At 61.7% G+C, this 24,386-nt stretch carries 19 protein-coding genes and 1 other RNA gene; 15 read left to right on the top strand and 5 right to left on the bottom strand.

The genetic code is table 11. The annotated features are described in order from the left end of the window. Window positions 1-10: 10 nt before the first annotated feature. Window positions 11-565, top strand: a complete 555-nt coding sequence (locus tag ACWFUC_RS24735) for a hypothetical protein (protein WP_489623683.1) — start codon at window positions 11-13, stop codon at window positions 563-565. Between the two features lie 243 nt (window positions 566-808). Here ACWFUC_RS24735 and ssrA read toward each other — a convergent pair. The 5 genes from ssrA to ompA form a co-directional block, all read right to left on the bottom strand. Further along, window positions 809-1,189, bottom strand: a transfer-messenger RNA (tmRNA) gene (gene ssrA, locus ACWFUC_RS24730). A 182-nt stretch (window positions 1,190-1,371) separates the two neighbouring features. Next, on the bottom strand, window positions 1,372-4,776 hold the full coding sequence (locus ACWFUC_RS24725; protein ID WP_489623682.1) for a DUF748 domain-containing protein: 3,405 nt from the start codon (window positions 4,774-4,776) through the stop codon (window positions 1,372-1,374). 195 nt (window positions 4,777-4,971) lie between these two features. After that, a complete protein-coding gene (locus ACWFUC_RS24720) occupies window positions 4,972-5,628 on the bottom strand; it encodes an HAD family hydrolase (protein WP_034332742.1) in 657 nt (218 codons plus the stop codon). A gap of 84 nt (window positions 5,629-5,712) precedes the next feature. Then, complete coding sequence (gene ubiG / locus ACWFUC_RS24715; RefSeq protein ID WP_252695594.1) at window positions 5,713-6,429, bottom strand: bifunctional 2-polyprenyl-6-hydroxyphenol methylase/3-demethylubiquinol 3-O-methyltransferase UbiG; 717 nt, start codon at window positions 6,427-6,429, stop codon at window positions 5,713-5,715. Window positions 6,430-6,599: 170 nt separating this feature from the next. Next, window positions 6,600-7,214, bottom strand: a complete 615-nt coding sequence (ompA, locus tag ACWFUC_RS24710; protein WP_006462111.1) for an outer membrane protein OmpA — start codon at window positions 7,212-7,214, stop codon at window positions 6,600-6,602. A 744-nt stretch (window positions 7,215-7,958) separates the two neighbouring features. On the opposite strand from ompA, the gene gyrA reads away from it, so the two are divergent. The 14 genes from gyrA (at window position 7,959) to ACWFUC_RS24640 (ending at window position 24,310) form a co-directional block, all read left to right on the top strand. Continuing rightward, window positions 7,959-10,604: a DNA gyrase subunit A gene (gene gyrA, locus ACWFUC_RS24705; protein WP_489623681.1), complete on the top strand. Its 2,646-nt coding sequence runs from the start codon at window positions 7,959-7,961 to the stop codon at window positions 10,602-10,604. A gap of 58 nt (window positions 10,605-10,662) precedes the next feature. Continuing rightward, window positions 10,663-11,775 (top strand): 3-phosphoserine/phosphohydroxythreonine transaminase, encoded by a 1,113-nt coding sequence (gene serC, locus ACWFUC_RS24700; protein ID WP_489623680.1) that lies wholly within the window; start codon window positions 10,663-10,665, stop codon window positions 11,773-11,775. A 131-nt stretch (window positions 11,776-11,906) separates the two neighbouring features. Then, window positions 11,907-12,980 carry a prephenate dehydratase gene (pheA, locus tag ACWFUC_RS24695; RefSeq protein WP_259433076.1) on the top strand — a complete coding sequence of 358 codons (1,074 nt, stop codon included), beginning with the start codon at window positions 11,907-11,909 and terminating at the stop codon, window positions 12,978-12,980. Between the two features lie 39 nt (window positions 12,981-13,019). After that, window positions 13,020-13,907 carry a prephenate dehydrogenase gene (locus ACWFUC_RS24690; protein WP_489623679.1) on the top strand — a complete coding sequence of 296 codons (888 nt, stop codon included), beginning with the start codon at window positions 13,020-13,022 and terminating at the stop codon, window positions 13,905-13,907. 81 nt (window positions 13,908-13,988) lie between these two features. Beyond that, window positions 13,989-15,320 carry a 3-phosphoshikimate 1-carboxyvinyltransferase gene (aroA, locus tag ACWFUC_RS24685; RefSeq protein ID WP_402709873.1) on the top strand — a complete coding sequence of 444 codons (1,332 nt, stop codon included), beginning with the start codon at window positions 13,989-13,991 and terminating at the stop codon, window positions 15,318-15,320. 57 nt (window positions 15,321-15,377) lie between these two features. Continuing rightward, window positions 15,378-16,046, top strand: coding sequence for a (d)CMP kinase (gene cmk, locus ACWFUC_RS24680; protein WP_088756372.1), 669 nt, complete (start codon window positions 15,378-15,380; stop codon window positions 16,044-16,046). A 216-nt stretch (window positions 16,047-16,262) separates the two neighbouring features. Beyond that, a complete protein-coding gene (gene rpsA / locus ACWFUC_RS24675; protein WP_008331552.1) occupies window positions 16,263-17,978 on the top strand; it encodes a 30S ribosomal protein S1 in 1,716 nt (571 codons plus the stop codon). 13 nt (window positions 17,979-17,991) lie between these two features. Further along, window positions 17,992-18,297 (top strand): integration host factor subunit beta, encoded by a 306-nt coding sequence (locus ACWFUC_RS24670; protein ID WP_006462119.1) that lies wholly within the window; start codon window positions 17,992-17,994, stop codon window positions 18,295-18,297. A 366-nt stretch (window positions 18,298-18,663) separates the two neighbouring features. Then, complete coding sequence (locus ACWFUC_RS24665; protein WP_034332766.1) at window positions 18,664-18,990, top strand: LapA family protein; 327 nt, start codon at window positions 18,664-18,666, stop codon at window positions 18,988-18,990. Window positions 18,991-19,006: 16 nt separating this feature from the next. Beyond that, window positions 19,007-20,182, top strand: a complete 1,176-nt coding sequence (lapB, locus tag ACWFUC_RS24660; RefSeq protein ID WP_489623678.1) for a lipopolysaccharide assembly protein LapB — start codon at window positions 19,007-19,009, stop codon at window positions 20,180-20,182. A gap of 36 nt (window positions 20,183-20,218) precedes the next feature. Continuing rightward, the gene (locus tag ACWFUC_RS24655; RefSeq protein WP_489623677.1) at window positions 20,219-21,598 is read left to right on the top strand and encodes a UDP-glucose dehydrogenase family protein; all 1,380 of its coding nucleotides are present in this window, start codon (window positions 20,219-20,221) and stop codon (window positions 21,596-21,598) included. A gap of 19 nt (window positions 21,599-21,617) precedes the next feature. Beyond that, complete coding sequence (gene rfaE1, locus ACWFUC_RS24650) at window positions 21,618-22,571, top strand: D-glycero-beta-D-manno-heptose-7-phosphate kinase (RefSeq protein ID WP_489623676.1); 954 nt, start codon at window positions 21,618-21,620, stop codon at window positions 22,569-22,571. Window positions 22,572-22,705: 134 nt separating this feature from the next. After that, complete coding sequence (locus tag ACWFUC_RS24645) at window positions 22,706-23,137, top strand: ComEA family DNA-binding protein (RefSeq protein WP_489623675.1); 432 nt, start codon at window positions 22,706-22,708, stop codon at window positions 23,135-23,137. 201 nt (window positions 23,138-23,338) lie between these two features. Further along, window positions 23,339-24,310, top strand: a complete 972-nt coding sequence (locus tag ACWFUC_RS24640; protein WP_209534332.1) for a GGDEF domain-containing protein — start codon at window positions 23,339-23,341, stop codon at window positions 24,308-24,310. Window positions 24,311-24,386: the final 76 nt, after the last annotated feature.

The following is a 24,386-nucleotide window of genomic DNA, read 5'->3' as shown; positions in this document are numbered from 1 at the left end:
TACCAACGCAGTGCATGCAGCCAAACAAGATCAACTACGTCAGGCTGATGTGGCAGTGGTAGAGGTCGATGTCCCCGAAACGTTTAACTATCCCTTCAGCGATGGGGAAACTAACGGCGAACGCGAATTTAACCATGTTGAAAGAATCAAGCGGGTTTTGTCCGGAGGGTACTTGGCCGGACGAGTAATCAGCGATCCAAGTTCTCGCGCTTTTCTGGCGAAGCTAAATAAAGAGCTAATGGCTCGTAACGCTGCGTTGGAAAAGTCTCTCGTTGAGCAGCGCGATACTGCGGACGTACAACGGAAAAGTCTGCAAGATCAAATTGAAGAACAAAGGCAGAAGATCCAGTCGGAGAGCGAACGTGTTAAATCGCTTCGAATTCAATTGGACAATGAGAAAGAAGCTGTTCGTAAAGAAGAGCGAAAACATAAAAATCTCTTGGCTCAACATGAAGTTCTTTTGCAAACAGCTGATTCTCAGAAAGCTTGGATGATCACCCTTGGGATATTGTTCGCAGCGGCAGTCATTACGATAGTCGGCATCATGATAATTATTTTCAGATAATTCGCAGTCTAGTAATGATGGGAAAGCTTTAGTCGAGAATCGGCACACATGGCGCTTCGGATTGCAATATCAGTAAGAGGCATTGGAGGTAGGTTTTTGGGCGCTAATGAGATACCCCGGAACTTACGCCCGCTATATGTCGGATGTCAACGAATGTCGATTGACGTCCTGGAACGAAAAAACCGCCTAGAACGTGGGTTCTAGGCGGTTTTTGTACATCCCAGGATCTCCTGGAACTAGTGTTGGTGGAGCCGGCGGGAATTGAACCCGCGTCCAGAAGCACTCTACAGACAGTTCTACATGCGTAGTGCAGTCAATTGGTTTTGATCCTGGCGACGCGGACGCACACGCTTCGACAGGACGAGTTACCTTGGATTTAATGACGTATGAAGTAACCCCATACGCCACGATTCCCTGTAAATGACTCTACCGCTGTTGCCAGCACACCCCAGGGAAGAAGTGCTGTAGAGCTAGAAGTTTCTTAGGTTTCTAGGTGCGATTTACGCTGCGAGAGCGTAAGATTCGTCGTTTGCATTTAAGCAGTTCCGGATGGATTAACGAGGTAACCAGTCCTCGGCATGCCCTGTTCCGCTTTGCAACCCCTGTCGAAACCAAGTCGGCCCCGTGGTGTTGAAGCTTCGCAAATCCCGCTGGGCGCGTGAACTTGCGTATTACGCTTGCCTCTCTCCGAGTCTCTTCAAGAGGCGCCCGCTTGTTCAGCGGGAGGTGAATTATAACCTACTCCCTACTGTATGGGCAGCGCATGGCTTTTCAAGAGCCGCGCCGCCCGCTGGCGCATCGCCTGCTCACTGGATGGTCAGCTCGACCCGCGCCTTCGGTTCCTTTTCAGGAATGCCCGCGCCATCCAGCTTGGGTGCGATCAGGAAGATGCGCGCCGGATCGATCACGCTCTGTTCCTGCAAATAATTTCGCACCTGGTCGGCCCGGCGCTGGGCCAGGTTGCGCAAGTCATCCTTGGTCACCTCGGTGTGCTCGAGGATCAGCTTTTCCATCTCGGCCTCGGGCAGGCTCTTGCTCAGGCCGATCATGTTGCGCGGCTTGTCGAACTTGGCATCCTTGTAGACGCGCTCCAGGTACTTGGCGCGCTCGGCCGCGCTCACGCGCACCGGCCCGGCCGGCTGGCCTTCCTTGGCGATCAGGTCGGCACGCTTGAGGCTGCGCATGGCACGTTCCAGCGCTTCGCGGCGCAGGCCCTGGTCATCGACCTGGGGATCGACGCGGCCGGTGATGTCGAGCTTGATGCCCGGACGCTCATGCAGCGCGTAACCCAGCGCATCCAGTTTCTTGCGCACCTCGTCGGTGACTTCCGAGGAGCCCGGCGAGAACTCGATGTAGCGCAGCTCGCCAATGTGCTCGTCCGCCCGGAACATCGACCCGATCAGCGCGAAGGGCGAGGTGACGGCCTTGACGATCAGGTTCACGAATACCCGCACGATGATGCCGCCGACCGAAAACTCCGGATCCGACAGCGAGCCGGAGATCGGCAGGTTCAGGTTGATGTTGCCATCGCGGTCCTTCAGCAGCGACACCGCCAGCATCACCGGCAGATTGGTGGCATCCGGGCTGTCCACGCGTTCGCCGAAGCTCAGCTGTTCAATGCGCAAATCGTTTTGGGCCACCAGCTTGTCGTTCTCGATCTTGTATTGCACATCCATCGAGAGCTTGCCCTTGGTGATCGGATAACCGGCGTACTTGGCCGAGTAGGGCGTCAGGCGCGGCAGCTGCACACCGTTGGCGCTGGCCTTGAGATCCAGGTACATGGGCTTGAAGAGCGGATTGAGCGAGCCCGAGATCTGCAGCGGCGCATCGTTGTCGATCTTGCCGCTGATGTTGACCGGGGCCGGTTGCGGTTTCTCCGAAGAGATCTGGCCGATGCTGCCGGACAGTCCCGTCATGTTGGCGGTGTAGTTGGGTTTGACGAAATTGTCGGTGTAGTTGATGTTGCCGCCTGCCAGCACCACCTGGCCGATCCGCACGATGGGCGCATCCGCGGGCGCGGCAGCGGGCGTGACCGGGGTGGCGGAGACGGTCTTGCGCGCGCTTGCCGTGCTGGCAGGCTTGCCGCCCTTCTTGCCATCATCCGTGATCGAGCCCTGTTCCTGCGCATCGGCCACCACGATGTCCTGCAGGTTCAGGCGGCCCTTCTCGGAAAGGATGGCGCGAGCGTAGAAGTTGGACAGCGTCACCTTCTCCAGCGCCACCTGCGCACGTCCGCCCAACTTGGCCTGGATGCCGGCCAGTTGCAGCGTGCGCCAGCGCAGGAAGTCGGTGGAAGTCAGCTTGTCCTGCATGCGCAGGTTGGTGATGGCGGCACTGCCCTTGTAATCCAACGCCAGCTTGCGTTCGTCCAGCGGGGGCGTCAGCTCCAGCTTGCCCTTGGCGCTGGCCAGGCCGCTGCTGATGGTGACATTGAGTACATCGGTGAAATAGTGCTGGAAGGGCGTGATGGGCAAATCCTTCACATCCAGATCCAGCGCCACACTCCTGAAGTGCGCTGCAGCCTGTCCGGCCAGATCGGCGCTGCCGTTCTTGTCGAAGCGCGCCTGCAGCTTGAAGGGAATGGCCTGGTCCAGCGTATCGGTGAGCGTGGGTGCCTGCAGCGAGAGCGATTCCAGCGCCAGTGGCTGTGCGCCCTTGCCCGGGGGCGTCAAGCGCAGGTCGGCCAGTTGTACCTTGCTGTCGTCGAGCTTGAGATGGCCGTCACGCAGCTGCAGTGTGGTCTGCCCGGAGAGTTTGCCGGCTACGCCGCTGATGGGGGCGCGTGACAGGTAATTCTGGTAGCCGGCGAGGTCGATGTTCTCCAGCGTGATCTTGCCTGCCACCCCGGGTTTGAGCGGCTGCAGCTGGCCGTCGAAGGCCAGCTTGCCATGGCCGTTTTCCACCGCCGACAGGGTCAGGTGCGCGGGCTTGGCATCAGCGGCGGTAGAGAGCTGGGTGGCGTTGATGTCGATCTTGCTCAGCTTGATCGATTGGGCAGGCGCCGCATTGGCTTCGTCGCGCCAGTTCACTTCTCCGCCGCGCACGGTCAGTTGTTGCAGCACGATGGGGGGCGCCGGCTGGGGTGCGCTGGCCGCAGGAGCGGGGACATCCTTCTTCGCGGTACCTGCGCTGTTCTTGCCGCCGGCACTGCCGCCACCGGCCAGCGCACGCTGCCAGTTGATCTCGCCACCCGCATTCATGCCGGCCCAGACTTGCGGCTGCTCCAGCGTGAGCTGGTTCAGTTCGCCGCTGGCGGCCAATACGTCAAATTGCTTCACCTGCAGCGCTACCGACTTGGCTTTGAGCAACGGTGCGCGGGTCTTGTCCTGCAGAGCGACGTCATCCAGGCGCACATCGCCTGCCAGGGTGACGGTCGGCTTGTCGTCCTTGCGGGTAAAACCCAGATCCAGCTTGGTGCTCAGCTTGGCACTCTGGATGACGACCGGTAATTCGGCAGGGACGAAGGGCAGGTAGCCCACCAGGTCGAGCTGGGCGATATCGATGGCGAAGGCCGATTCCTGTGTCGAGGCGAAGGGTTTGCTGCGGCCCTTCAGGTGCAGCGGCGTACCGTTGATGGTGGCCGACAGTTGCGGCTGCACGAAGCTGTCGATGTTGCCCGGCAGGTTGGAGATGAAGGGCAGGCCCACCTGCAGCGCGGCGATGTCGATGTTCTTGCCGCTGACCTTGTCCTCGAAGCGGATCTGTCCATCCTGCAGTTGCACGTTGGCCAGCGAGAAGCGCGCCTGACCTTCGCTCTTGGGCTGCGCGGCCAGGCGATCAAGGATGTCGGAGAAGTTGTAATGGCCACTGCCCTCGGCATCTACCCGCACCACGTGCAATTGCGGCGTAGTCAGCCTGATCTCGTCCAGCACCGGTGCCAGGCGCAGCAGCGAGGCGGCCGAGAGGTCGGCCAGCAAGCCCTTGGCGCTGAAGAAGGGCTGCGTGCCATCGGCTTCATAGAGTGTGATGTCGGAGGCGCGCAGGGCCAGCTTGAAGGGGTTGAAGGCGATCTCGCCGATTTCCAGCTTGCGGCCGATCTGGGCCTGGGTCTGATCGACGGCGATCTTGCGCACCAGAGCAGGCAGGGCGGCCCAGCTCAACGCGGCAAGGACCAGCAGGACGGCCAGCGTCCAGCCGGCCCAGCGCAGCGGGCGTCTCATTCGTTGCCAGGCGAGGTGCTGGGTGAGTGAGGCGCGATCCGGCTTGCTCATGACGGTTTCCCTTGTCGGTGCCGGTCCGTCCTGGGGCGATGCCTGCGCAGGTGGCCGGTTCTGGTTGTGATGGTGTGTGGTGCTGCGGCGTGCGCCGGGTTGTCGCCATTCTAATGCGAGGCGACATGGCACTGCTAGGAGGGAAATGGCGCGCTCAAGTTTCCTTGCGCGCGCCAGCAAAGGCGGGAAAGCGGATCAGTCCAGCAGGGTCAGGATGTCCAGCGGTGCATGCAGCAGCGCATCGGCCTGCCACGCAGCCGGTTCGGTGTGGCCGCAATAGCCCCAGGCAGCGGCAATGGTCGGCATGTTGGCGGCGCGCCCGGCCTGGATGTCGCGCAGGTCGTCGCCGACGTACCAGCAATCCTCGGCTGGCAGCCCCAGGCGCTTGGCAGCTTCCAGCAGCGGCGCGGGATGCGGCTTGGGATGCGGGGTGGTGTCGCCGGAGACGATGCATCCGGCATGGCCCAGCCCGATCTGCGGGGCCAGCACGTCGGTGAAGCGTGCCGCCTTGTTGGTGACGATGCCCCAGGCTATGCCGCGCGCTTCCAGTTGCGCCAGCAGTTCCGGGATGCCGTCGAAGAGGCCGCTGTGGGTCGTCATGTTGGCCTGGTAGCGGTCCAGGAAAAGTACGCGCAAGTCTTCATACTCCGCATCGCCCGGATGGATGCCCAGCGCTGCACCGATGAGCCCGCGGGCACCGGCCGAGGCGACCGGACGCAAACTTTCATAGGGGGCATTTTCCAGGCCCCTTTGCTGGCGCAGGTAGTTGGCGGCGGCCGCCAGGTCGGGAGCAGTGTCGGCGAGCGTGCCGTCGAGGTCGAACAGGATCGCGCGGGGAGGGCGGAGTGGCATGGGCTTCAGGATGGCAGGAAGAAAAGCGCCGCAGCGGACAGCTGCGGCGAGGGGAACGAACCGGCGAGGCGCGAGCGAGGCCGCTCAGCCCAGCTTGGTACAGGCCACCAGGTAGTTCACGCTGGTGTCGTCGTTGAGCGAATAGATCTTGGTCAGCGGGTTGTAGCCCATGCCCTTGAAACCATCGATCTGCAAACCGGCTTCGCGCGTGTAGTGCGCCAGTTCGGCCGGGGTGATGAACTTGGCATAGTCATGCGTGCCCTTGGGCAGCAGCCGCAGCACGTATTCGGCACCGATGATGGCCATGACGTAGGACTTCATGTTGCGGTTCAGCGTGGAGAAGAAGAGCTTGCCGCCCGGCTTGGCCAGATTGGACGCAGCGCGCACGATGGCGGCCGGATCGGGGACGTGTTCCAGCATCTCCATGCAGGTCACGACGTCGTACTGGCCGGCTTCACGCGCGGCCATGTCTTCGGCGGCGATCTTTTCGTAGCGCACCTGCACGCCGGATTCCATGCTGTGCAGGTCGGCCACTTTCAGGGCCTTGTCGGAGAGGTCGATGCCGGTGACGTCGGCCCCTTTCTTGGCCATCGATTCCGCCAGGATGCCGCCACCGCAGCCGATGTCGATCACCTTCTTGCCGGCCAGCGGGGCGCGGGCGTTGATCCACTCCAGGCGCAGCGGGTTGATTTCGTGCAGGGGCCGGAATTCGGAACCCGGGTCCCACCAGCGATGGGCCAGTTCACTGAATTTCTGGATCTCTTGGGGATCGGCGTTCATGGTCGCATTGGTCGTATTCATGGGGCCTAATGATAGCCCAATCCGACGCAGCGGGTAGCCTGCGCCAAGTCAAGATGCGGCGCAATGAAGGGGCAAGTGCTTGCAAAAGCCTGCATGACCAGCAAATGAAACAGGAATAAAAAAACCCCGCCGAAGCGGGGTTTTCATAACAGCCTTGTAGCGGCAATCGATTACTTGCGGGTACCCACAACTTCGATTTCCACGCGACGGTTCTTGGCGCGGCCAGCAGCGGTCTTGTTGTCAGCGACCGGTTGCGACTTGCCCTTGCCTTCGGTGTAGACGCGGTTGGCTTCAACGCCCTTCGAGACCAGGTAGGCCTTGACGGACTCAGCACGGCGAACCGACAGCTTCTGGTTGTAGGCGACGGAGCCGATCGAGTCGGTGTGGCCGACGGCGATGATGACTTCCAGGTTGATGGCCTTCAAATTGCCAACCAGTTCGTCCAGCTTGGCCTTGCCAGCCGGCTTCAGGGTTGCCTTGTCGAAATCGAAGAAGGCGTCAGCAGCGTAGGTGACCTTTTCCGAGGTCGGGGCAGCGACAGGAGCAGGAGCCGGAGCAGGAGCAGCAGCGGCAACCGGAGCCGGTGCGGGCGGTTCTTCGCACGGACCGTTCACGTAAGCGGTTTGCCAGCACAGACCGTAACCGCTGCGGGTCACGACGTCACGGCCATCTTGCAGGTACAGGCTGCCGGGACGAACCTTGATGTCCTTGGTTTCCTGAGCGGTGGCAGACAGTGCGATGGCTGCGGACGCAGCAGCGAAGACGAGTTTTGCTAATTTGTTCATGTTTCTCCTCTCGGGTGAGATATCCGCAGATAAACTGCGCTACAAGATTACGACATCAAAAAAATGAATAATATCATGTGTTCAGGTCGTCACAGGCCCTTGTTCCATGGGGCTAGTAATGAACTTAGCCGCCATTCTGCCACACGGATTGACCTTCAGCGATGCTTGCCAATTGGTCCAGACAACGTTTTTGGGACTGTGTTGTTTCTTCGCAACGCGATATTTTCGGGCCGTTTTTGTTCCTTTAAGGCTGAAAAAAGCCGGATTTTTTAAAGAAAATCCTTATATTTCATACAGTTCGCGCATTTTCACTCGGGCAAGTAGTTGCCATTTTCTCCGCAGCATCGCTATTCCCGGGCCCTCCGAATTCTCCTGATGGCGTGCACCGGGAAAGTGAGTTTCGGAAAATTTTCCCCAAATTGATCATTTGACAGCAACCTGCGGCGGAGAAACATTCGATGCCGGGCGGCAATGCCGGTCGCTGAGTTCGGGCGCTCTAATATATATAGGCGTTCGGACCTGGCATTTCGTCGCTCCCAGGCGCTGGGAGGAGCTTTGCGGCGCATGCGGTGCGGGCCTGCGAGGGTCCGGGTGTCCTCGCGAAGCATGCCGTTGCAGGGGCATTGAGGGCGTTTGACGGGCTTTTGACCCTCCTGGCGTGCTAGAATGCGCTGTTCTGATCAGTCCAAGGGCCACGCCCGCCCGGCACGATTTTCTGGCCGGGAAACATCTTTCGACTCTCCAATGGATCAATTCGCTAAAGAAACCATCCCCATTTCCCTCGAAGAAGAGATGCGCAAGAGTTACCTCGATTACGCCATGAGCGTGATCGTGGGTCGGGCACTGCCGGATGTGCGCGATGGCTTGAAGCCGGTGCACCGCCGCGTGCTGTATGCGATGCACGAGATGAACAACGTCTGGAATCGTCCGTTCGTGAAGTGCGCGCGCGTGGTCGGTGAAGTCATGGGTAAATACCACCCGCACGGCGACGCCTCCATCTACGACACCCTGGTGCGCATGGCCCAGGACTTCTCGCTGCGCTACACCTTGGTCGATGGCCAGGGCAACTTCGGTTCCATCGACGGCGACGGCGCTGCGGCGATGCGTTACACCGAGTGCCGCCTGGACAAGATCTCCAACGAATTGCTGGCCGATATCGAGAAGGAAACCGTCGATTTCGTGCCCAACTACGACGGCAAGGAAAAGGAACCCTCGGTCCTGCCGACGCGTATCCCCAACCTGCTGGTCAACGGCTCCTCCGGCATCGCCGTGGGCATGGCCACCAACATCCCGCCGCACAACATCACCGAAGTGATCAACGGCGCGCTGCACCTGCTGGCCAATGAACACTGCACCATCGATGAACTGATCGAACTGGTGCCGGCACCGGACTTCCCGACCGGCGGCATCATCTATGGCGTCTCGGGCGTGCGCGATGGTTACCGCACCGGCCGTGGCCGCGTCGTCATGCGCGCCAAGACCCACTTCGAAGAATATGGCCGCGAAGGCCGCATCGCCATCATCGTCGATGAGCTGCCCTACCAGGTCAACAAGAAGGCGCTGCTGGAACGCATCGCCGAGCTGGTGCGCGACAAGAAGCTCGAAGGCATCTCCGACCTGCGCGACGAATCCGACAAGTCGGGCATGCGCGTGGTCATCGAACTCAAGCGCGGCGAAGTGCCTGAAGTGGTGCTCAACAACCTCTACAAGCAGACCCAGCTGCAAGACACCTTCGGCATGAACATGGTGGCGCTGGTCGATGGCCAGCCGCGCCTCTTGAACCTGAAGCAACTGCTGGAATGCTTCCTGTCGCACCGTCGCGAAGTGGTCACCCGCCGCACCGTGTTCGAACTGCGCAAGGCGCGCGAACGCGGTCACGTGCTCGAAGGCCTGGCCGTTGCATTGGCCAACATCGATGACTTCATCGCCATCATCCGCGCCGCACCGACTCCGCCGATCGCCAAGGCAGAACTGATGACGCGCGCCTGGGATTCGTCCATGGTGCGCGAGATGCTGGCCCGCACCGGCGAAGGCAACCCGGGCGGCATCGAAGCCTTCCGTCCGGAAAGCTTGCCGGCCCATTACGGCATCCAGTCCGACGGCCTCTACAAGCTCTCCGATGAACAGGCCCAGGAAATCCTGCAGATGCGTCTGCAACGCCTGACCGGCCTGGAGCAGGACAAGATCGTCAACGAATACAAGGACGTGATGGCGCAGATCGCCGACCTGCTGGATATCCTCTCCAAGCCGGCCCGCGTCACCGCCATCATCACCGACGAACTCAACGCCGCCCGCAACGACTACGGCATCGGTGCCAAGGACGAGCGCCGCTCCACCATCGAGCACAACGCCACCGACCTGGCCACCGAAGACCTGATCACCCCGCAGGACATGGTGGTGACGCTGTCGCACACCGGCTACATGAAGTCGCAGCCGGTCTCCGAGTATCGCGCGCAGAAACGCGGCGGCCGCGGCAAGCAGGCCATGGCGACCAAGGATGACGACTGGATCGACCAGCTCTTCATCGCCAATACGCACGACTACATCCTGTGCTTCTCCAACCGTGGCCGCCTGTACTGGCTGAAGGTTTGGGAAGTGCCGCAGGGTTCGCGCAGTTCGCGCGGCAAGCCCATCGTCAATATGTTCCCGCTGCAGGATGGCGAGAAGATCACGGTGATCCTGCCGGTGTCGGGTGCCAATCGCAGCTTCCCGGATGACCGCTATGTCTTCATGGCGACCAGCCTGGGCACGGTCAAGAAGACCCCGCTGTCGGACTTCTCCAACCCGCGCAAGGCCGGCATCATCGCCGTGGACCTGGACGAAGGCGACTTCCTGATTGGTGCTGCTCTCACCGATGGCGCGCATGACGTGATGCTGTTCTCCGACGGCGGCAAGGCCGTGCGTTTCGATGAAAACGATGTGCGCCCGATGGGCCGTACCGCCCGTGGCGTGCGCGGCATGAATCTGGAAGAAGCCCAGCAAGTCATCGCCTTGCTGGTGGCCGAGAACGAACAGCAGTCCGTGCTCACCGCCACCGAAAACGGCTTCGGCAAGCGTACCCCGATCACCGAGTACACCCGTCACGGCCGTGGCACCAAGGGCATGATCGCCATCCAGACCAGCGAGCGCAACGGCAAGGTCGTGGCCGCCACGCTGGTCGATTCCAGCGATGAGATCATGCTGATCACTACCGGTGGCGTGCTGATCCGCACCCGTGTCTCGGAGATCCGCGAGATGGGCCGCGCGACCCAGGGCGTGACCCTGATCGCGGTGGAAGACGGCACCAAGCTGTCCGGCCTGCAGCGCGTGGTCGAGTCTGATGTGGAAGACGTGATCGAAGGCGAAGGCGCAGAGGCGGCCGGCGGCGAAGCACCAGCCGCAGGCGAGTAAAGCAAGTCCAGGGCGGCGGGCCGCATGCCTGCCGTCTTTTTTGATGGCGAACGCAGACATGGTTTATAACTTTTCCGCCGGTCCGGCGGTATTGCCCAAGGAAGTGCTGCAACAGGCAGCCGACGAGATGCTGGACTGGCATGGCAGTGGCATGTCGGTCATGGAGATGAGCCACCGCGGCAAGGAATACATGTCCATCATCGAAGCCGCGCTGGCTGATGTGCGCGCGCTGATGAACATTCCTTCCAACTACAAAGTGCTGTTCCTGCAGGGCGGGGCCATCGCCGAGAACGCCATCATCCCGATGAACCTGGCGGCGCTGCGTTCGCCGGCAGGCAAGCATGAAGCCGGTGTGGCCGACTACATCAACACCGGTTCCTGGTCGACCAAGTCGATCAAGGAAGCGGGGCGCTACTGCAGCGTGAACGTGGCCGCCTCCTCGGCTGATCACAAGTTTTCCAGCATCCCGGCACGTGCCGACTGGAAGCTCTCGCGCAATGCCGCCTATGTGCACATCTGCAGCAACGAGACCATCGACGGCGTCGAATACCAATACACGCCGGAAGTCGCGGCTGACACCGATGGCGCACCGCTGGTGGCCGACATGTCCTCGCACATCCTCTCGCGTGAGGTGGATGTCTCGAAATATGGCGTCATCTATGGCGGCGCCCAGAAGAATATCGGCCCGGCCGGCGTGACCATCGTCATCGTGCGCGAAGACCTGCTGGGTCACGCGCTGCCGTTCTGTCCCTCGGCCTTCGACTGGAAGATCGTGGCCGACAACGATTCCATGTACAACACCCCGCCGACCTACGCGATCTACATCGCCGGCCTGGTGTTCCAGTGGATCAAGCGCCAGGGTGGCGTGGCCGCGCTGGAAGCGCGCAACATCGCCAAGGCCGAGCTGCTCTACGGCTACCTGGACAGCACCGATTTCTACAGCAACCGGATCGCAGCGGACTGCCGTTCCCGCATGAACGTGCCGTTCTTCCTGCGCGACGAGGCGCTCAATGACACTTTCCTGGCCGGCGCCAAAGAGCGCGGCCTGCTGCAGCTGAAAGGCCACAAGTCGGTCGGCGGCATGCGTGCATCGATTTACAACGCGATGCCGATCGAGGGCGTACAGGCTCTCGTCGATTATCTGAAAGACTTCGAACAGCAGCACGGCTGAGGCCGCATCTGGCCGGGCGTATCATCGCCCGCGCAGTGCTGGCCGTGGCCGTGCGCCAAGCCAACGCCATGCCCGGTGCGCCGCCGGCCGCTCGTAGCGCCCGTGCGCCGTGCAGAACCTGAAAGAGCAAGATGAGTGACGACAAGTTGCTGCCCCTGCGCCAGAAGATCGATGCCATCGATGCGCAGATCCTCGACCTGCTGAACCAGCGCGCCCGTGTCGCGCAGGAAGTGGGCCACGTCAAGGCCGAGACCAATGCCCCGGTGTTTCGTCCCGAGCGCGAAGCGCAGGTCCTGCGCCGCGCCGCCGACCGCAATCCCGGGCCCTTGCTGGGCACCGATATCCAGACCATTTTCCGTGAAGTGATGTCGGCCTGCCGTGCGCTGGAAAAGCGTGTGGTGGTGGCCTATCTCGGCCCCGAAGGCACCTTCAGCGAACAGGCCGTGTACCAGCAGTTCGGCCATGCCATCGAGGGCTTGCCCTGCGTGTCCATCGATGAAGTGTTCCGCGATGCCGAAGCCGGTACCGCCGATTTCGGCGTGGTGCCCATCGAGAATTCCTCCGAAGGCGTGATCAACCGCACACTCGATCTGTTGCTGCAGACCACGCTGACCATCAGCGGCGAAGTGGCGATCCCTGTGCATCACAGCCTGATGACCGCCAGCGGCAAGATGGAAGGCATCACCCGCATCTGCGCGCATTCGCAGGCCCTCGCCCAGTGCAATGCGTGGCTCAATCAGAACTATCCTGCCATCGAACGCCAGGCGGTGGCCTCCAACGCCGAGGCCGCGCGCATGGCAGGTGAAGACAAGAGCGTGGCGGCCATTGCCGGTGAAATCGCGGGCCAGAAGTACAACCTGCAGACGGTCAACGCCCACATCCAGGACGATCCGCACAACCGCACTCGCTTTGCGGTGATCGGCCGCCTGCGCACGGCACCGTCGGGGCGCGACCAGACTTCCATCGTGCTGTCGGTGCCCAACAAGGCCGGAGCGGTCTACAACCTGCTGGCACCGCTGGCGCGGCATGGCGTGTCGATGACGCGCTTCGAGTCGCGTCCGGCCCGCATGGGCGCGTGGGAATATTATTTCTACGTCGACCTCGAAGGCCACGAGCAGGATGAGAAGGTCGCCAAGGCGCTCGAAGAGCTGCGCCAGAACGCCGCCTTCTTCAAGCTGCTGGGCTCCTATCCGCTGGGCCTGTGAGCGCCTGCCGTCCCGCCATTCTTCAAGGCTGAGTTCAACGTGTTCAAGAAAGTCGTCATCTTCGGTGTGGGTCTGATCGGCGGCTCGTTCGCCCTGGCGCTGCGCCGTGCCGGCCAGGCTGTGCACATCGTCGGCGTGGGCCGCTCGCTGGCCAGCCTGGAGCGTGCGCGCGAGCTGGGCATCATCGATGCCATTGCCACCGATGCGGCCGCCGCCGTTACCGGTGCCGATCTGATCCTGGTGGCCGCGCCAGTGGCGCAGACCGAAGCCATCCTCGCTTCCATCAAGCCGCATCTGGAGGCCCGGGCCATCGTCACCGATGCCGGCAGTACCAAGAGCGATGTGGTGGCCGCCGCCCGCAAGGCGATGGGGGAGCGCATTGCGCAGTTCGTCCCGGCGCATCCGATTGCGGGCCGTGAAAAACATGGTCCGGAAGCCGCGCTGGCCGAATTGTATGAAGGCAAGAAAGTGGTCATCACCGCCTTGCCCGAGAACAGCGAGTCCGATGTCGAAACCGTGGCCGCCGCCTGGCGCGCCTGTGGTGCGATCATCCATCGCCTATCCCCGCAGGAACATGATGCGGTGTTCGCTTCGGTGAGCCATTTGCCGCACGTGCTGGCCTTTGCGCTGGTGGATGACATCGCCGCCAAGCCGCATGCCGGGACCCTGTTTCAGTATGCCGCCAGCGGTTTCCGCGATTTCACCCGCATTGCTGCCTCCTCGCCCGAGATGTGGCGCGACATCACGCTGGCCAACCGTGATGCCTTGCTCACCGAGGTCGATGCCTATCTGGTGCAATTGCAGGGCATACGCGCGATGATTGCCGACAGCGACGGCGCGGGCCTCGAAAAGATCTATGCCAGCGCCCAGCATGCCCGCCAGCAATGGGCGGCCGCCATCGAGGCGGCCGAACGCAAGGCCAACTGAACATTCTTTCCCGGTCACATCGTCAAGGCCGCCTGGGCGGCCCGATTCCATCACCGCATCATCCACAGAAAAGCAAGCAAGATGAAACAGCCTTCCTACCCCCGCCATATCGACCTGAACCCGGTCCCGCACGTGCAAGGCACGGTCAAGCTGCCGGGCTCCAAGAGCATTTCCAACCGCATCCTGCTGTTGGCGGCGCTCTCGGGCGGCACCACCCGCATCTTCGACCTGCTGGCCTCCGACGATACGCTGGTCATGCTCATGGCCCTGCAGACCTTGGGCGTGAAGTGGGAGCAGATCGAAGGCACTCAGGATTACATCGTCCATGGCGTCAACGGCGTGCTGCCGGTGCACCAGGCTGATCTCTTCATGGGCAATGCCGGCACCGCCATCCGTCCGCTGACGGCGGCCCTGGCCGTGCTGGGTGGCGACTACACGCTGCATGGCGTGCCGCGCATGCACGAGCGGCCGATTGGCGACCTGGTGGATGCCTTGAATGCCGTGGGCATGCGCATCGAGTACACCGGCAATCCCGGCTACCCGCCGCTGCATATCCGCCGTGGCCAGCTGACATCGGCGCGCATGAAGGTGCGCGGCAACGTCTCCAGCCAGTTCCTGACGGCCTTGCTGATGGCCGCGCCCCTGATGGCGCGTGAGGAGGCCATGCAGATCGAGGTGGTCGGTGAACTCATCTCCAAGCCTTACATCGAGATCACCCTGAACCTGATGCGCCGCTTCGGCGTCGAGGTCGAGCGCGACGGCTGGCAACAGTTTACCGTCAAACCGGGCCAGCATTACCGCAGCCCAGGCAGCATCCACGTCGAGGGCGATGCGTCGTCGGCCTCCTACTTCCTGGCCGCCGGTGCCATCACCGGCGGCCCGATCCGGGTCGAGGGCGTGGGCCGCGACAGCATCCAGGGCGACGTGCGCTTCGTCGAAGCGCTGGAGCAGATGGGCGCGACCATCACCATGGGCGAGAACTGGATCGAGGCCTCCTCCAATGGCCCGCTCAAGGCCATCGATGCCGACTTCAACCACATTCCGGATGCAGCGATGACCATCGCCGTGGCGGCGCTCTACGCCGACGGCCCCAGCACCCTGCGCAACATCGCCAGCTGGCGCGTCAAGGAAACCGACCGTCTTTCGGCCATGGCGACCGAGTTGCGCAAGCTGGGTGCGCAGGTGGAAGAGGGCGCGGATTACCTCACGGTAACTCCCCCGGCCGAGATCGGTACGGCTGCCATCGACACCTATGACGACCATCGCATGGCCATGTGCTTCTCGCTGGCGGCATTGGATGGTGCATTGCGGCGTGGCAACCGCATCCGCATCAACGACCCCAAGTGCGTGGCCAAGACCTTCCCCGATTACTTCGAGGTCTTCAAAAAGATTGCCGAACAAACCTTGATCTGATAAACCCTTTATTTGACGGAATTACACTAAATTATTCACAGATAAAGGGATCAGGCCATGGAAAAAGCAAAGATACCGGTCATCACCATCGATGGTCCGACCGCCTCCGGCAAGGGCACCGTGGCCCAGAAGGTGGCCCGGGAACTGGGCTTCCATTACCTGGATTCGGGCGCGCTGTACCGCTTGACGGCGCTGTCCGTGCTGCGCCGCGGCGTAGCCCTGGATGACGAACACGCCCTGGCCAAGGCGGCCGAGCACCTGCACTGTCATTTCGATGGCGGCCACATCTTCCTGGCCAACGAAGACGTATCCCAGGCCATCCGCGCCGAAGAGGTCGGCAATACCGCCTCCAAGATCGCCGCCCTGATCACCGTGCGCCAGGCCTTGTATGGCCTGCAGTTGTCATTCAGGAAACCTCCCGGCCTGGTGGCCGACGGCCGCGACATGGGCACCGTCATCTTCCCCGGTGCCCGTCTGAAGGTGTTTTTGACCGCCAGTGTGGAAGCACGCGCTACAAGACGCTATAAGCAATTGATTGACAAGGGTTTTTCTGCTAATATCGAAGACCTCTCCAGAGATTTGAAGGAACGCGACGAACGCGACATGAATCGCTCGTCGGCCCCCTTGAAGGCTGCGGAGGGTGCATATCACCTGGATACATCCGACATGACCGCTGACGAAGCGGTGCAGCAGGTACTCAGCTGGTACGCTGCCCTGGGGCACTGAAATCCGTTGCAATCCGATTGAAACGGCCCGTTCAGCACCCATCATGGGCAAGTCCTTGTTGTACCCGTAGTGCCATTGGTGCCCGGCAGATGCAAAGTCTGACGGGTGTTGATAAACCTAACCCAGTACCCATGTCGTCGGCGGCAACGAAGACGGCAGTGCAAGTCAGCCTGATTGCATCACACGGATACCGGCCAATCTTTCTTACTTTCTTTTATGTCTACCACTACCGTTATCGCTGCAGGTGTTGATACCTCCAGCGAATTTGCTGCTCTGTTCGAAGAATCGCTGTCGCGTCAGGACATGCGTTCGGGTGAAGTCATCTCGGCAGAAGTCGTGCGCCTGGATCACAACTTCGTGATCGTCAACGCCGGCCTGAAGTCCGAAGCATTCATCCCTGTTGAAGAATTCAAGAACGACAACGGCGAAGTCGAAGTCAACGTCGGCGACTTCATCTCCGTTGCGATCGAATCCCTGGAAAACGGTTTCGGCGACACCATCCTGTCGCGCGACAAGGCCAAGCGTCTGGCATCGTGGCTCTCGCTGGAAAAGGCGATGGAGTCCGGCGAGATCGTCACCGGTACCGTCAATGGCAAGGTCAAGGGCGGCCTGACCGTTCTGACCAACGGCATCCGTGCCTTCCTGCCGGGTTCGCTGGTCGACACCCGTCCGGTCAAGGACACCACCCCGTTCGAAGGCAAGACCCTGGAATTCAAGGTCATCAAGCTGGACCGCAAGCGCAACAACGTCGTTCTGTCGCGCCGTGCCGTGATCGAAGCCTCGATGGGCGAAGAGCGCGCCAAGCTGATGGAAACCCTGAAGGAAGGCACCGTCGTCACCGGTATCGTCAAGAACATCACCGACTACGGTGCGTTCGTTGACCTGGGTGGCATCGACGGCCTGCTGCACATCACCGACCTGGCATGGCGTCGTGTGCGTCACCCGTCGGAAGTGCTGTCGGTTGGCCAAGAAATCACCGCCAAGGTCCTCAAGTACGATCAAGAGAAGAACCGCGTCTCCCTGGGCGTCAAGCAGCTGGGCGACGATCCGTGGACCGGTCTGTCGCGTCGCTACCCGCAAGGCACCCGCCTGTTCGGCAAGGTCACCAACCTGACCGACTACGGTGCATTCGTGGAAGTCGAACAAGGCATCGAAGGCCTGGTGCACGTCTCCGAAATGGACTGGACCAACAAGAACGTGGCCCCGAACAAGGTTGTCCAGCTGGGCGACGAAGTCGAAGTCATGGTTCTGGAAATCGACGAAGAGCGTCGTCGTATCTCCCTGGGCATGAAGCAGTGCAAGCCGAACCCGTGGGACGACTTCGCCATGAGCCACAAGAAGGGCGACAAGGTCAAGGGTTCGATCAAGTCGATCACCGACTTCGGCGTGTTCATCGGCCTGCCGGGCAACATCGACGGCCTGGTGCACCTGTCCGACCTGTCCTGGACCGAAGCTGGCGAAGAAGCCGTGCGCAAGTTCAAGAAGGGCGACGAGCTGGAAGCCGTTGTGCTGGCCATCGACGTGGAACGCGAGCGCGTCTCCCTGGGCGTGAAGCAACTGGAAGGCGACCCGTTCAACAACTTCGCCGCCCTGAACGACAAGGGTGCGATCGTGACCGGTACCGTCAAGTCGGTTGAGCCCAAGGGCGCCGTGATCCAGCTGACCGACGAAGTCGAAGGCTACCTGCGCGCTTCCGAAATCTCCCGCGACCGCGTGGAAGATGCCGGTACCCACCTGAAGGTTGGCGACGCCGTCGAAGCCCTGGTCATCAACATCGACCGCAAGGCTCGCAGCATCCAGCTGTCGATCAAGGCCAAGGACAACGCCGAGACCCAGGAAGCCATGCAGAAGATGTCGGCTGACTCCAACGCTGCTTCGGGCACCACCAGCCTGGGCGCGCTGCTGAAGGCCAAGCTCGACAACAAGAACTGATCTTCCGGTCACGATGACAAAGTCGGAGCTGATCGCCCGTCTGGCTGAGCGTTATCCGCAACTTGTTGCCAAGGATGCGGATTACGCGGTCAAAACCATCCTCGATGCCATGGTCGACGCGCTCGCGACCGGCCAGCGCATCGAGATCCGTGGCTTTGGCAGCTTCGCGCTCAACCGCCGTCCGCCGCGTATCGGCCGCAATCCCAAGTCCGGCGACAAGGTGATGGTCCCTGAAAAACGGGTCCCCCACTTCAAGCCGGGCAAGGAATTGCGCGAACGCGTCGATGCGATGGTCGGCCAGCCAATCCGCGAGGATTGACCCGGCTGGGCCTGTGACCAGGCAGTTCTTGCGGTGCGCAGATGAAGTTTTCTGCGCCCGCGAGCAGTAACAATGGTTGAAAGCTGCACACTCGCGCACCGCGAGGTGAACGGGTGTAAAGGCAGATCAACAAAATGAACGGCATCTTTGGATGCCGTTTTTTTTCACGTACAATCCCGATTTACCCTGGATTGACCGGGAATGCGCGCGAAATCGACGCGATTTTTCCGGCCAGCGCAATAATGCCGCGGACCGGCACCGCCCTCGCGCATCGCCTTTATCGTCATGGGTGTTGCGCATTGCTTGCCGGCGAGCTTGGCCTTCGGGCCTCCGGGCTAACCACGACCCGCCAGAAAGGATTACGCCATGAAAATACTGTCCCGATTGATCGCGGCCATCCTGTTCGTGTTCTTCTTTTTCTTCGCCCTGCGCAATACCCAGGAAGTGACCATGCATTTCTTCCTCGGTTATGAACGCACCGACCCGCTGGTACTGGTACTGCTGGCCTTCTTCGTGATCGGCGCGATCCTGGGCGTGCTGGCCATGGTGCCGCTGGTGATGCGCCACCGCCGCGAAGCCTCGCGCTACAGGAAGGCCCTGTCGCAAGTCCAGAAGCAGCAGGAAGAGATCGCCCAGGTGCAGGCCCAGCCGCCGCAGCCTGACAGCGTGATCACCGCGCAGCACATCCTCTAATTGCCCCTCACTGTTTATGGAATTTGAATTTTGGTGGTTGCTCGGCATCCCGGTCTTCTTCGGCCTGGGGTGGATTGCCGCGCGGGTGGATATCAACCAGTTGCTGTCCGAGTCGCGCACCCTGCCGCGCGGCTACTTCAAGGGGCTCAACTTCCTCCTGAACGAGCAGCCCGACAAGGCCATCGACGCCTTCATCGAGATCGTCAAGCTGGACCCCGAGACGGTGGAACTGCACTTCGCCCTGGGCAACCTGTTCCGCCGCCGCGGCGAGACCGAGCGCGCCATCCGCGTGCACCAGAACCTGCTGGCGCGTCCCGACCTGCCAGCCGAGCACCAGGGCCATGCGCTCTATGAACTGGGTCAGGATTACCTGAAGGCGGGCCTCTTGGACCGCGCTGAAGAAACCTTCAACAAGCTCATCGACACCCCCTACAGCGCCCAGGCCGGCCGCGCCCTGCTGGAGATTTACCAGCGCGAGAAGGAATGGGAGCGCGCCATCTCCGCCGCCGAAATCCTGCAAGCCACGGGTGCCGGCGGCCGCCAGCGCGAAATCGCCCAGTTCTACTGCGAATTGGCCGCTGATGAACTGGTGCGTTCCAACACCGATGCTGCCATGGCCCTGCTGGACAAGGCCCTGGCCGCCGACCGCAAGAGCGTACGCGCCACCATGCTGATCGGCGATGCGCTGCGCGCGCGCGGCGACATCGAAGGCGCGCTGGAAACCTGGCGTCGGGTCGAGCACCAGAGCGTGCCGCACACCGCCCTGGTGGCGCAGCGCCTGATGGATGGCTACATCGCCGTCGGTCGCCCGCAGGAGGGCATCAACCTGCTGCGCGCCTACCTGGCGGAAGCCCCGTCGATCGATCTGCTGGAAGTGGTCTTCAAGGCCGTGCTGGACGCCGACGGCATCGATGCCGCCAACGTGCTGGTGAGCGACGAACTGCGCCGTACGCCGACGCTGCTGGGCCTGGACAAGTTCCTGGAAGCGCGCATGATGAGCGCGCCGCAGACCGTGCGTCCCGAGCTGGCCGTGGTCAAGACCCTGGTGCACGGCTATACGCAGAAGCTGGCGCGCTACCAGTGCAGCCATTGCGGCTTCAAGGCGCGCCAGTTCTACTGGCAATGCCCGGGCTGCAGCCAGTGGGAAACTTACCCGCCGCGCCGCACTGAAGAATTGAATGTCATGAATTGAGGCCTTCGCGGGCCGTACTTGAACTCTGGATCTACCATGAAAATCACCATCATCGGCACCGGCTACGTAGGCCTGGTGACCGGGGCCTGCCTGGCCGAACTGGGTAACGACGTGTTCTGCCTGGACGTTGACCAGCGCAAGGTCGACATCCTCAACAATGGCGGCATTCCCATCCACGAACCCGGCCTGGAAGAAGTGGTGGCCCGCAACCGCGCTGCCGGTCGTCTGCACTTCTCTACCGATGTGGCAGCCAGCGTGGCCCATGGTGACATCCAGTTCATCGCCGTCGGCACGCCGCCGGATGAAGATGGTTCGGCCGACCTGCAATACGTGCTGGCGGCGGCCCGCAACATCGGCCGCCATATGGAAGGTTTCAAGGTCGTGGTCGACAAGTCCACCGTGCCGGTCGGAACTGCCGACCGCGTCACGGCAGCAATCAGGGAGGAGCTGGCCGGGCGTGGCAAGACTGAAATGAGCTTCTCGGTCGTCTCCAATCCGGAATTCCTGAAGGAAGGCGCGGCCGTCGAAGACTTCATGCGTCCTGACCGCATCGTCATCGGCCATGACCAGACCGCCGAAGGCCTGCGCGCGCAGGCCCTCATGAAGAAGCTCTACGCACCCTTCAACCGCAATCACGAACGCACCTACTGGATGGACGTCCGCTCGGCCGAGTTCACCAAGTATGCGGCCAATGCCATGCTGGCCACGCGCATTTCCTTCATGAACGAACTGGCCAATCTGGCCGATCGCGTCGGTGCCGACATCGAATCCGTGCGCCACGGCATCGGCTCCGATCCGCGCATCGGCCACAGCTTCCTGTACGCCGGCTGCGGCTATGGCGGCTCCTGCTTCCCCAAGGATGTGCAGGCGCTGGAACGCACCGCGCGTGACTATGACCAGTCGCTGCTGATCCTGCGGGCCGTGGAGCAGGTCAACGACCTGCAGAAACACGTGCTGGGCAAGAAGGTCGTGACGCGCTTCGGCGAAGACCTCTCCGGCAAGCATTTCGCCATCTGGGGCCTGGCCTTCAAGCCCAATACCGACGACATGCGCGAGGCCTCTTCGCGCGTGCTGATCGGCGAATTGGTGCGCCGTGGCGCCAGCGTGGCGGTCTATGATCCGGTCGCCATGAAGGAAGCTGCACGCGTGCTTGAACTGGACTTCGCCGACGAGTCCGACCGTCTGCAGCAGATCCGCTTTGCGGCTTCGCCGATGGATACCCTGCAGGGTGCGGATGCACTGGCCATCGTTACCGAATGGAAGGCTTTCCGCAGCCCCGATTTCGAACGCGTCAAGGCAGCGCTGAACCATCCGGTGATCTTTGACGGCCGCAACCTGTTCGATCCGCAGCTGATGGCCGACAGCGGCATCGAGTACTACGGCATCGGCCGTTCCTTGCAAGCCCGCACGCAGTAAGCTGCTGCGTCCCCTTAACATGAATACGGACAAGATCGTGAACAAGAACATCGCGGCAGCCTGGAATTCGGCACGCATCCTCATCGTTGGCGACGTCATGCTGGACCGCTACTGGTTCGGCGAAGTCAATCGCATCTCGCCGGAAGCTCCGGTGCCGGTGGTGCGCGTGGAGCGCAAGGAAGAGCGCCTGGGCGGTGCCGCCAACGTGGCCCGCAATACCGCCAGCCTGGGTGCGCAGACGGCGCTGCTGGGAGTGACCGGCGACGATGAACCGGCGCGCGTGATGGAGAGCATGCTGGGCGAGATGGGCATTCGCAGCCATCTCAACCGCGATCCTGGCATTTCCACCATCGTCAAGCTGCGCGTGATCGGCCGCCAGCAGCAGCTGGTGCGCATCGATTTTGAAGAAGCGCCTACCGATACGGTGTTGCGCGACAAGCTCACGCAATTCAATTCACTGGTGGCCGGTTACGATGTGATCATCTTTTCCGATTACGCCAAGGGCGGCCTGGTCAACGTTGCCGAGATGATCGCGACGGCCAGCAAGCTCGGCAAGCGTATCCTGGTCGATCCCAAGGGCGACGATTTCGCGCGCTATGCCGGGGCCTCCGTGCTCACGCCCAACAAGTCGGAACTGGTGCGCATCGTCGGCCAGTGGAAGAACGAGGAAGACCTCACCGCCCGCGCCCAGAAGCTGCGCGCCGAGCTCAACCTGGAAGCCCTGCTGCTGACCCGCTCGGAAGAGGGCATGAGCCTGTATCGCGACGGCGAGGTCACGCACTTCCCGACCATGGCGCGTGAAGTCTTTGACGTCTCCGGTGCCGGCGATACCGTCATCGGTACGCTGGCCGTGATGCTGGGTGCAGGGGCCTCGCTGGTCGATGCGGTGACCATGGCCAACCGGGCCGGCGGCATCGTGGTCGGCAAGCTGGGCACCGCCACCGTCACGCGCGAGGAGTTGCTGGCGGTCTGATTTGACGACTGTTTCTAGCGGAATTTCGGTCAACAGGCGGGTTCGGTTTTCGTTGAGCAAGGGCAGTCCATCTTCCGATGGACTGCCTTTTGTTTTTTCCTCCAACCGAACGTTGAAAGTCGAAAGGACACATCATGTTGAAGAAAACCCTGCTGTTCATCCTCAGCTTCTTCGCCGCCACCGCCCTGGCCTGGGCCGAGGTGGACGTCAACAAGGCCGACCAGGCCGCCCTGGATGGGGTGCGCGGCATCGGCCCCTCGATGTCCAAACGCATCCTGGAAGAGCGCCAGAAGGGCGGTGCCTTCAAGGACTGGGCCGATCTGGAGAAGCGCGTCAAGGGCATCAAGGACAAGGCCGCCGTGAAGTTGTCCGCCAATGGCCTGACCGTCAACGGCCAGGCCAAGGCGGGAGCCGCTGCACCGGCCGCCAAGGAAGGCAAAGCCTCACGCGCTGAGAACAAGGGCAAGGAGGGCTCGGCCAAGTCCGCCAAGAGCGACGACAAGCCGGCAGAGAAGGGCGCTGACAAGAGCGCTGACAAGGCCCAGGACAAGGCCGGCGGCAAGTGATGCAAAGGCAGGCCAGGGAACTGGGGAGCCTGTCGTTTCCGGCGGTGCAAGCGTCAACGAAAGTCGGTTCTCACGATTCATATTGGTATATGCAATTGTGAACAACTATTTCTTGTTTCTGCAAAAATTTGGGGTTAAAGTCGTCCGAAGCCTGTCGTTAACGTCGGCAACCACGTCCATTCTGATTCTGCGCTGATGACCATGAGAATCGCCGAGCTACCCGCCAATGAAGCCGCCCGTATCGACGCCCTGCATTCGCTGCGCATCCTCGATACGCCCCGCGAAGAGCGATTCGACCGGCTGACGCGCCTGGCGCGGCGACTGTTCGACGTGCCGATGGCGGTGGTGACCATGATCGACGTCAACCGGCAGTGGTTCAAATCCTGCGTGGGCATGGGCGACGCCTCGGAAACCTCTCGCGACATTTCTTTCTGCGCTCATGCCATCCTGCATGAAGGCATGACCATCGTGCCCGATGCCCGGCTGGATGAGCGTTTTGCCGAAAATCCACAGGTCACCGGCGAACCCTTCATCCGTTTCTACGCGGGCTGCCCCATCAAGAGTGAAAGCGGCTTCACTCTGGGTACCTTGTGCCTGGTCGATCTCAAGCCGCGCGACTTCGATGCGGATGAACAGGCCCTGCTCAAGGATCTGGCCGCCATGGTGGAACAGGAACTGGCCGCGGTGAAACTGGCCACTATCGACGACCTGACCGGTGTCTCCAACCGGCGCGGCTTCGAGGCGCTGGCGCGGCACGCCATGGCCACCAGCAAGCGCACCGGCCGCCCGGCCTGCATGCTCGGATTCGACCTCAATCACTTCAAGCAGATCAACGATCGCTTCGGCCATGCCGCCGGCGACCTGGCGCTGGCCGATTTTGCCGGCCTGCTGCTGACGACCTTGCGCGAGTCCGATGTCGTCGGTCGCCTGGGCGGGGATGAATTCGCGGTGTTCCTGACCAATACCGCCGAGACCGATGTGCCGGTAGTCCTGTCGCATCTGCAGAAGGCCGTACAGGCCTTCAACCAGAACGGTGGGCGCGAGTACCAGCTGGATTACTGCGTCGGTGTGGCCCAGTACGATGCGGCCAGCCATGCCGATCTGTCAGACCTGATGGGCAGCGCTGACCACGCCATGTATCAGCGCAAGAAGGCGCGCAGCGCCCCGGCTTGAAGGGCAGGCAGGGCGGTGGATGCAGGCAAAGGCGTTGGCGGCGGCGAAATAGCTTAAAATGCCCCCCTGAGCCAAA

Source organism: Herbaspirillum sp. Her4 (assembly GCF_057961335.1).
This window is presented reverse-complemented; position numbering and strand designations above follow the sequence as displayed.